A 9,972-nucleotide genomic window follows, 5' to 3' on the forward strand; every position below is an offset into this window, starting at 1 on the left:
CGAACGCGAAGCCGGCTCGGTTTACCGCATCAACGGGAAGGAAGCGCGCGCCCGCGACGTGCAACTCCTGTTCGCCGATCAGTCGACCGGTGCGCGCTCGCCTTCCATGGTCGGGCAGGGGCGCATCGGCGAGCTGATCCAGGCAAAGCCCCAGGCACGCCGGGCGCTTCTGGAAGAGGCCGCTGGCATTTCCGGCCTTCATTCGCGGCGCCACGAGGCGGAACTCAGACTGCGCGCCGCGGAACAGAACCTGGAGCGGCTCGACGATGTGGTAAGCGAGCTCGACAGCCAGATCGAAAGCCTGAAACGGCAGGCACGCCAGGCATCGCGTTTCAAAAAGCTTTCGGCGGAGGTGCGCAAAGCGGAGGCGATCCTGCTGCATCTGCGCTGGTCTTCGGCCAAAGCCCAGGAGGCCGAGGCGCAAAGCGCGCTCTCGCAGGCGACCGCGCTGGTGGGCGAGAACGCCAGTGGCCAGATGGAAGCAGCGAAGGAACAGGCTGTCGGCGCGCATAAGCTGCCGGCACTCCGCGACGCCGAAGCGGCTGCCGCTGCCGCTCTGCAACGCCTCACCATCGCCCGCACACAGGTTGAGGAAGAGGCCAAGCGCATCGAGGCGCGCACGCAGGAACTGAAGAAACGCATCGACCAGCTCAATGCGGATGTGGCGCGCGAAGAGCAGATGGTGCGCGACAATGCTGACGCCCTGGCGCGGCTGGCGGAAGAAGAAGAAACGCTGAAAGAGAGCGAGGAAGGCGCCGAGGGGCGCGAAGCCGAACTGCAGAACGCGTTCGAGACGGTTTCCTCCGAGCTTTCGGCCGCCGAAGATTTTCTCTCCCGGCTGACGGCGGAGAAAGCGGAGGCTTCGGCAACGCGGCATCAGGCCGAACGCGCCATCCGGGATCAGGCCGAGCGCCGGGACCGGCTAGCGCGGCAGATTGCCAATAAGGACGCCGAATTGCAGGAAATCGCCAACCGGATCGCCGAGCTACCGGACCCTGCAGAGAAGCGATTGCTTGTCGACGAGGCAGTCGAGAGGCTGGAAATGGCCGAAGCCAGCGCCGCCGAAGGCGAGGAACGCGTTGCCGCGGCGCGGGAAGCCGAGCAGGCGGCCCGACCGCCCCTCCAGGAGGCGCGTTCGGAGCTTGGCCGAGTGGAAACGGAAGCGCAGACGCTGCGCAAAATCCTGAATGCCGGGGGCAGCGATCTCTTCCCGGCGGTTCTGGAGCAATTGCGCGTTGAGCGCGGTTTCGAAACGGCGCTGGGTGCTGCTCTGGGCGAAGATCTGGATGTGCCGCTCGACAGCGCCGCGCCGGTCTATTGGGGGCCTTCGCAGGTGGCCGCGGACGATCCTGCCCTGCCGGATGGTGTGATGGCGCTTTCCTCGGTGGTCAAGGCGCCCGCCCAGCTTGCACGCCGGCTGGCACAGATCGGCATCGTGGATGCCGAGGACGGGCCGCGACTGCAGAAGATGTTGAAACCCGGCCAACGTCTCGTGGCGCGGGACGGTGCGTTGTGGCGCTGGGACGGGTATCGCGCCAGCGCGGACGCGCCGACGGCGGCTGCGCAGCGGCTTGCGCAGAAGAACCGTTTGGCGGAGCTCGATGGCGAGGTGATCGAAGCGTCTGCGCGATTGCATGCTGCAGAGACGGCGCTTGCCGATGCGGAACTCGCGGTGAAGACCGCCGTAGAGGCGGAGCGGCGTGCGCGCGAAGCAGCGCGGGAGGCGCAGATCGCAGTCGGACGGGCACGCGATGCGCTGGCCAGCGCGGAAAAGGCGGCGGGTGAGTTGTCGAGCCGGCGGGTGAGCGTGGAAGAGTCGCGCAGCCGCGTTATCGAGGATCACGAAGAGGCCGTAGCAGCAACCATGGCTGCCGAGGAGGCGCTGGAAGGCGCACCCGATCTGTCCGAACTACAGACGCGGCTCGATCATCAGTCGGCCGAGGTTTCGGCCAAACGTGCGGCTGTGGCTGAGGCACGGGCAGCCTATGAGGGATTGCGGCGCGACGCGGATGCGCGCCGGCGCAGGCTCGAAGCGATCGCCGGGGAGCGGCGCAACTGGCAGTCGCGCGTGGAAAACGCGGACCGGCATACCGCCGCGCTTTTGCAGCGGCGCGCCGACACGGAGGCCGAGCTTGAGGAATTGGCCGAAGCCCCCGAAGAGGTCGAAGCGCGGGGCCGCTCGCTGCTTTCGGAGATTTCCAAGGCTGAAGTTGTGCGCAGGGATGCGGCCGACAAGCTTCAGGAAGCTGAAAACCGCCAGGCGGAGCTGGACAAGAAGGCCACGGAAAGCATCCAGTCGCTTTCCTCGGCACGTGAAGGCCGGGCTCGCGCCGAAGAGCGCGTGACAGCTGCGGAAGAGCGGCGCAAGGAGGCCGAGGCGCGCATTCAGGAGGTGCTGAACGTGCCGCCGCACAAGGTTCTGGCGCTGGCGGAGATGGAACCAGACGCGCCGATGCCGGACATCGCCGATGTGGAACGCCGGCTGGAGCGTTTCAAGATGGAGCGCGAGCGGCTCGGCGCGGTCAATCTGCGTGCCGAGGAAGAACAGACCGAGCTCAGCGAACGGCATGGCAATATCGTCTCCGAGCGCGAGGATGTCATCGAAGCTATCCGCAAGCTGCGCCACGCGATCCAGAACCTGAACAAGGAAGGCCGCGAGCGATTGCTGGCCGCTTTCGATGTGGTCAACGCGCAGTTCCAGCGTCTGTTTACCCATCTGTTCGGTGGCGGCACGGCGGAACTGCAATTGATCGAATCGGACGATCCGCTGGAAGCGGGGCTCGAAATTCTGGCTCGCCCGCCGGGAAAGCGCCCGCAAACGATGACGCTGCTGTCCGGCGGCGAACAAGCCCTCACGGCGATGGCGCTTATCTTCGCCGTCTTCCTGACCAATCCGGCACCCATCTGCGTTCTGGACGAGGTGGATGCGCCGCTCGACGATCACAATGTCGAGCGCTTTTGCAATCTGATGGACGAGATGGCCGCGTCAACCGAGACACGGTTCGTGGTGATCACCCACAATCCCATCACCATGGCGCGCATGAGCCGGCTTTTCGGCGTGACCATGGCCGAGCAGGGCGTCAGCCAACTCGTCTCGGTCGATCTGCAGACCGCCGAGCGCTTGCGCGAAGCGGTTTAGCATTTCCTCCCTGTCGGACCGGTCGACTGCTCTTCCGCCACAATGATGGGCGGCCGACTTGGGCGCTGGCACGCTCACGTCTCGCTCCATACGGCCAACTCGTTGCCGGCAGGATCGGTGAAATGAAAACGGCGGCCGCCGGGAAAGGAAAAAATCGGTTTCACGATCTTTCCGCCAGCTTCCTCGATCACCGCAAGCGTGGTTTCCAGTTCGTCCGAGTAAAGAACCGGAAGCGGTTTTGCGTTTCCTTCCGGATTGCCGTCGAAACCGCCGTCCAGACCTTCGCTGAAGGCCGAATAGCCGGGACCGTAATCCGTGAAAGACCAGGAAAAGGCGTGCGCGTAAAATGCCTTCACCCTGTCGATGCTCGCGCCGCCGGCAGGCATTTCGAGATAGTCGAGTTTTCCCGTCTTGCGCATGATCGTCTCCAGTGTTCTTTTTTTGTTCTAATTATTTTCTTCTATGGCGGCAAGATGGAAAAAGAGTTCATCCTCAACAACTGTCGATGCGGAGGTGCTTGAAAGAAGCGTTTCCGGTTACGATTGCCCACACCGGAGAAGGTCTATGACACAGGATCCGTTTGCGCTTCAGCGTTTCGTGGATGCACAGTCGGGATGCTTCGATGAGGCTATCAGCGAGTTGCGGACCGGACATAAGCGGACGCACTGGATGTGGTTCGTGTTTCCGCAATTGCGGGGACTTGGCCGTTCGCCGACTGCAATGTTTTACGGGCTTGCATCCCTCGATGAGGCCCGCGCCTATCTGGCGCACCCGTTGCTGGGGCCGCGGTTGCGAGAGGCGACGAACGCGCTGCTGAGCGCTCCCGGCCATTCCCTCAAAGCGATCCTCGGCGCGCCCGACGACTTGAAATTCCGTTCGTGCATGACGCTTTTCGCGCTTGCGGCCGAAGAGAACGACACGCTCTTTTCGGATGCGCTGCGGCAGCGATGCGGCGGACGCGCCGACGAGGCGACACTTGCGCTTATCGAATCTCTCGGGCGCGGGCGGAGGCCTCCTCATCCGTAACGATGGGACCCGCAGAGCGCGGTGTCACCGTTCGCATCGCTCCAGGTGGGCGACCGATAATGCGCTTGAATGCGCGGCTGAAGGCAGCTTGCGAGCCATAGCCCAGTCGTTGCGCCGCCGTTTCTATCGGCAGACCCTCACGGCCGATCCATTGGGCGGCAAGCCGCATTCTTAACTCCGTCAGATAACGGACGGGCGTCATGCCCGTAACGGTGTGAAATCGGTCGGCGAAGACGGAGCGGGAACTGCCCATGCGCGCGGCCAGTTCGGCAACGGTCCAGTTGCGGCCGGGGTCGCGGTGGAGGGCGGCGATGACGCGGCCGAGGCGCGGATCGCGCAGCGCCGCCACCCAGCCGCTCGAGCCGCCGCAGCCGCATTCCACCCAAGCGCGTACGATAAAGGCCGAAACCACATCGGCGAGTCTGGCGAGAATGCCGGCAAAACCGGCGCGATCCTCCTTCGTTTCGCGCTCCATGGCGTCGAGGATAGGCAGAATTTCCGGGTAGCGTTTCAGGAGCGTGTTGACGCGCATCACATCCGGCATGAGCGCGACGAGCGGATGCATGCTGCCCAGGTCGAACTCCATGCAGCCCGAAAAAACGAGCATATCGGACACGCGGCCCGATGCGTTCGAGCAGGCAACGATTTCGCTGACGTCGCGGCAAAGCGGCTTCGATTGGAAATCGGCGGCGCGATTGCATCGCAATTCCGGATCGGAAACCAGGGCATGCTCGCCGCCGCGCGGCAGAAGAACGGCGTCTCCGGCGTTCAGGGGATGAAGCGTGTCGCCGGGGCCGCGCAAGAACACCGGCCCACGGCCCACAAAGTGGAATTGAGCGCGCCCCTCGACAGTTCCGAAGCGAATGCCGAAAGGCGGCGAGACCTGGGTGCGCTGGTACTCCAGCCCATAGAGCCGCATGCCCATGAGCAATTCGCTTACCAGATCCGGATTGGGGTGAGACGATGAATTTTCAGCGTTTCGATCAAGCATTCCGGATTTTATGACATGGTGCGTCCGAAAAGTCCAACCTATCTCTGTCGCACTGCAAAACAGATTGCATGTGAAAGGACAGACAGATGGACGAAGTCCCGCAGTGGACAAACGCGCAGGCAAGCCGGCAGCCGGCATGGGGCGCGGTGATTTCGATGTCGCTCGGCGTGTTCGGACTGGTGACGGCGGAGTTTCTGCCGGCAAGCCTTCTGACGCCAATGGCGCTCGATCTCGATATTTCCGAAGGCATGGCCGGGCAGGCGGTGACGGCCACGGCGGTCGTGGCGCTGGTGACGAGCCTGCTGGTTTCCGCTGCCACGCGCAGCATCGATCGCCGGCATGTGTTGCTTGGATTCACGCTGCTTCTGATCGGCTCGAACCTGATGGTGGCATTCGCGCCGAACATGTCGGTGCTGCTCACGGGGCGGGTTCTGCTCGGAATCGGGCTGGGTGGTTTCTGGACCATGTCGACGGCAGTCGCCATGCGTCTTGTGCCCGATGCGCTGGTGCCGCGTGCGCTTTCGATGATCGTGAGCGGGGTGGCGGCAGCAACCATCGTTGCTGCGCCTATCGGCAGCTATGTGGGCGATATGTTCGGCTGGCGCAGTGTCTTTCTCCTCGGCACCGCTCTTGGGGTGATCACGTTCGTGGTCCAGTTTGCGACCCTGCCGCGAATGGCTCCCAACGCGGCGACCCGACTGCGTACGCTGATCGACGTTCTGGTACGACCGGGCGTGGGATTGGGTTTGCTGGCGGCTATGCTTGTGTTCGCCGGCCATTTCGCCTTCTTCACCTATATCAGACCGCATCTGGAAAACGTCACGGATGCGAGCATCACCGCGGTTTCGGGTATCCTATTGGGCTTCGGTCTCGCCAATTTCCTCGGCTCGCTGTTCGCTGGCCTTCTGGTTGAGCGCAGCCTGCGCCGCACACTGATGACCGTGCCCCTTGTAATGGGCATTCTGGGATTTGGGCTGGTCTCGACCGGATCGATGCCGGCGACGAGCGCAGTCATGATCGCCTTGTGGGGATTCGCGTTCGGCGCGGTTCCAGTGAGTTGGTCCACCTGGCTCGCGCGTACCGTACCCGATCAGGCCGAGAGTGCCGGCGGATTGCTGGTTGCCGCCATTCAGCTCGCCATCGCCATTGGGGCAGCCGGCGGCGGATTGATCTTCGACGCCAGCGGAGCGCAGGGTGTGTTCAGCGTCGCGAGCGTTGTTCTGGTGCTGGCATCGGCGATGATTTTCCTCGGGGTCCGCCCGCGCGCTGTTGCAGCCGCAGCCTGAAGAAAAACCTCTGCGAGACGGGGTTCCGGCTCCGTCTCGTCTGTCATATCCACGGATACCCCAGCCGTGAGCGAGCGCCATCGGTGTTCCGGTATAAAAATCTTCTCTTCAATCGATAAAGAGGCAGATGAGGCGTTTGCCGGCCTTGCCTTGGCGCGCGGCGCCGCTTAACGCTGCCTCCCATGGCCGGTGCATTATGGTTCCAGTCGCCGGCAAATCGACCGGAAGGGGAATGCAGCATGACCAAGTGGGTCTATGTGTTTGGCGATGGACGTGCCGAAGGCAGCGCGGGCGACAAGAATCTGCTCGGTGGCAAGGGCGCGAATCTGGCTGAGATGTGCAGCCTCGGACTGCCGGTGCCGCCCGGCTTTACGATCACAACCGACCTTTGCTCCCACTACTATGCCAATGATCGTACCTATCCGGACGAACTGAAAACGCAGCTCGAAGCCGCCCTCGAAGACGTGGGCCGGGTTGCCGAACGCCGTTTCGGCGATGCCCAGCGACCGCTCCTGGTTTCCGTGCGCTCGGGCGCGCGCGCGTCCATGCCCGGCATGATGGATACCGTGCTCAATCTTGGCCTCAATGACGAGACGGTCGAGGCGATCGCGGCGGAGGCGGACGATGCACGTTTCGCCTATGACAGCTACCGCCGTTTCATCCAGATGTACTCCAACGTCGTGCTTGGCCTCGATCACGATCTGTTTGAGGAGATTCTCGAAGAGGAGAAGGCGCGGCTTGGCTACGAGGTCGATACCGAGTTTTCGGCCGAGGACTGGCAGAAGGTGATCGCGCTCTACAAGGGACGGATCGAGAACGAACTCGGTTCGCCTTTTCCGCAAAACCCGCATGAGCAGCTCTGGGGAGCGGTGGGCGCAGTGTTTTCCTCGTGGATGAACCCGCGCGCGGTGACCTATCGCCGACTGCACGACATTCCAGAAAGCTGGGGCACGGCAGTCAATGTGCAGGCGATGGTGTTCGGCAATCGCGGCGAAGATTCGGCGACCGGCGTCGCATTTACGCGCGATCCTTCGACCGGCGAGAAGGCGCTTTACGGCGAATTCCTCGTCAATGCGCAGGGCGAGGACGTGGTGGCTGGTATCCGCACGCCGCAAAACATCACCGAAGCGGCGCGACTGGGGGCTGGGTCCGACAAGCCGTCGCTGGAAAAACTGATGCCGGAGGCGTTCGCGTCCTTCATTCAGATCGCCGATACGCTGGAGCGGCATTACCGCGACATGCAGGATCTCGAGTTCACGATCGAGCGCGGCAAGCTTTGGATGTTGCAGACGCGTTCGGGCAAGCGCACGGCAAGCGCTGCTCTCAAAGTGGCGGTGGACATGGCCAATGAAGGGCTTATCTCGCAGAACGAAGCGGTGGCGCGCATCGACGCGGCGTCGCTCGACCAGCTTCTGCATCCGACCATCGACCCGTCCGCACCGCGCGACATTATCGGCATGGGCCTGCCTGCGTCGCCCGGCGCTGCGACGGGCGAAATCGTGTTTTCTTCGGAAGCTGCCGAAGAGGCGAAGGCGGAAGGACGCCGGGCAATCCTGGTGCGGGTGGAGACGAGCCCGGAGGACATTCACGGCATGCACGCCGCCGAAGGCATTCTGACGACCCGCGGCGGCATGACAAGCCACGCGGCGGTGGTGGCGCGCGGGATGGGAAAACCCTGCGTTTCGGGCGCGGGTTCTCTTCGTGTCGATCATCGCAAGGGCGTGCTTCTCGCCATGGGGCAGACGCTCAAGGCGGGCGACACGATCACCATCGACGGTGCCACGGGGCAGGTGCTCAAGGGCGCGGTGCCGATGCTGCAGCCGGAACTTTCGGGCGATTTCTCTACCATTATGGGCTGGGCCGACGAGGCGCGGCGCATGAAGGTGCGCGCCAATGCCGAAACGCCGGCGGACGCCCGCACGGCGCGTTCCTTCGGTGCGGAGGGCATCGGGCTTTGCCGCACCGAACACATGTTTTTCGACGATGGCCGCATCCTCGCCATGCGCGAGATGATCCTGGCCGACACCGAAGGCGACCGACGCAAGGCGCTCGCCAAGCTTCTGCCCATGCAGCGCTCCGATTTCGTCGAAATTTTCGAAGTGATGGCGGGGCTTCCAGTCACGATTCGCCTTCTCGATCCACCACTGCACGAGTTCCTGCCCAAGACGGAGGAGGAGATCGCCGAGGTGGCGGCAGCGATGGGCGTTTCAGCGGAGAAGTTGCGCCAGCGTACGGAGGCCTTGCACGAGTTCAACCCAATGCTCGGTCATCGCGGCTGCCGTCTGGCCATCTCCTATCCGGAAATCGCCGAAATGCAGGCGCGGGCCATTTTCGAGGCGGCCGCCGAAGCGGCCGAGAAGGCCGGTAAGCCGGTGGTGCCAGAGGTGATGGTACCGCTGGTGGGCATCTCGGCCGAACTGACCTTCGTGAAGAACCGCATCGACGCCGTGGCCAAAAGGGTGATGGAAGAGCGCAGCGCCGCGTTCGACTATCTGGTGGGCACGATGATCGAACTGCCGCGCGCAGCGCTGCGGGCGGACGAAATCGCAGCGAGCGCGGAGTTTTTCTCCTTCGGCACCAACGACCTCACGCAAACCGCTTTCGGCATTTCCCGCGACGATGCGGCCTCTTTCCTGGAGACCTACCGCGCCCGCGGCATCATCGAGCAGGATCCGTTCGTTTCCCTGGACGTCGACGGGGTCGGAGAGTTGGTACGGATCGCATCGCAGAAGGGGCGCGATTCGCGGCCTGAGATCAAACTCGGCATTTGCGGCGAGCATGGCGGGGATCCAGCGTCGATCCGATTTTGCGAAAGCGTGGGCCTCGACTATGTCTCCTGTTCGCCGTTCCGGGTGCCCATCGCCCGGCTCGCGGCGGCGCAAGCGGCCATCAGCAACGTCGATGCGAGCCCTTAACTCTCTTCGAATTCAACGCGTTCCGCGAAGAATGCCCCGTGCTCCTTGATGTCGAGCGCTTCGTCGAAAGGCGCCTCGTAAGCCCACATAATGTCGCTGCCCGGCTCTCCGGCGCCGGTCAGCCGCCAGTAAGTCGCATCTCCCTTGTAGGGACAGTGGGTTCTCGTCTGGGTCCGCTCAAGACTGGCAAAGTTGATGTCTTCGAAAGGAATGTAGATCACATCCGGCAAACCGCTCTCGCGAAGGCGTTTTGCCGACTCCGTCACGGCAATATCGATGCCGTTCGCCCTGACGCAAACTTTCTTGCCATGCGGCCTTATGACAATGCTTTTGTCGGGATTGCGCTCGAAGCCGGGGGCCGGGTTACGGTTGTCATTCATGACGTTCACTCCATTTCAGGAAGAACGCGGGCCGTTCCGGCAAGTTCCCTGTTGCGGTGACGGACGGGTTTATTGGACGCGATCGAGCGTGGTGATGAGTCCGGCGTAGGCATTTACGATCCGTGCCACCGGCAATTCGCTGCCCTCGATGCTTTCCACATCGAGAGAACCGCTCTCGACCCTTTGAGCCACGAGCGCGTAGATTGGCTCGTCCCGATCCTCGAGCATCACGGCT

The 9,972-nt window shown here is 63.2% G+C and carries 7 protein-coding genes; 4 read left to right on the plus strand and 3 right to left on the minus strand.

Features of this window, described 5'->3' with window-relative positions:
- On the plus strand, positions 1-3,139 hold a 3,139-nt coding region (smc, locus tag QZ638_RS19610), incomplete at its 5' end, for a chromosome segregation protein SMC (RefSeq protein WP_295813585.1).
- 74 nt (positions 3,140-3,213) lie between these two features.
- Here smc and QZ638_RS19615 read toward each other — a convergent pair.
- Positions 3,214-3,558 (minus strand): VOC family protein, encoded by a 345-nt coding sequence (locus tag QZ638_RS19615; RefSeq protein ID WP_295813586.1) that lies wholly within the window; start codon positions 3,556-3,558, stop codon positions 3,214-3,216.
- 145 nt (positions 3,559-3,703) lie between these two features.
- On the opposite strand from QZ638_RS19615, the gene QZ638_RS19620 reads away from it, so the two are divergent.
- Positions 3,704-4,165, plus strand: coding sequence for a DUF1810 domain-containing protein (locus tag QZ638_RS19620; protein WP_295813587.1), 462 nt, complete (start codon positions 3,704-3,706; stop codon positions 4,163-4,165).
- Here the strand turns inward: QZ638_RS19620 and QZ638_RS19625 are convergent.
- The gene (locus tag QZ638_RS19625) at positions 4,122-5,156 is read right to left on the minus strand and encodes an AraC family transcriptional regulator (protein WP_295813588.1); all 1,035 of its coding nucleotides are present in this window, start codon (positions 5,154-5,156) and stop codon (positions 4,122-4,124) included. The two genes, QZ638_RS19620 and QZ638_RS19625, sit on opposite strands and share 44 nt — an antisense overlap.
- Before the next feature lie 86 nt (positions 5,157-5,242).
- On the opposite strand from QZ638_RS19625, the gene QZ638_RS19630 reads away from it, so the two are divergent.
- Together QZ638_RS19630 and ppdK are read left to right on the plus strand one after the other, a co-directional pair.
- A complete protein-coding gene (locus QZ638_RS19630; RefSeq protein ID WP_295813589.1) occupies positions 5,243-6,442 on the plus strand; it encodes an MFS transporter in 1,200 nt (399 codons plus the stop codon).
- 239 nt (positions 6,443-6,681) lie between these two features.
- Positions 6,682-9,357, plus strand: coding sequence for a pyruvate, phosphate dikinase (ppdK, locus tag QZ638_RS19635; protein WP_295813590.1), 2,676 nt, complete (start codon positions 6,682-6,684; stop codon positions 9,355-9,357).
- On the opposite strand, the gene QZ638_RS19640 is transcribed toward ppdK, so the two are convergent.
- Complete coding sequence (locus QZ638_RS19640; RefSeq protein ID WP_295813591.1) at positions 9,354-9,737, minus strand: DUF427 domain-containing protein; 384 nt, start codon at positions 9,735-9,737, stop codon at positions 9,354-9,356. The genes ppdK and QZ638_RS19640 overlap by 4 nt on opposite strands.
- Between the last annotated feature and the right edge of the window lie 235 nt (positions 9,738-9,972).

It is taken from the genome of uncultured Nitratireductor sp. (genome assembly GCF_913053745.1).
Taxonomy (GTDB): Bacteria; Pseudomonadota; Alphaproteobacteria; order Rhizobiales; family Rhizobiaceae; genus Nitratireductor.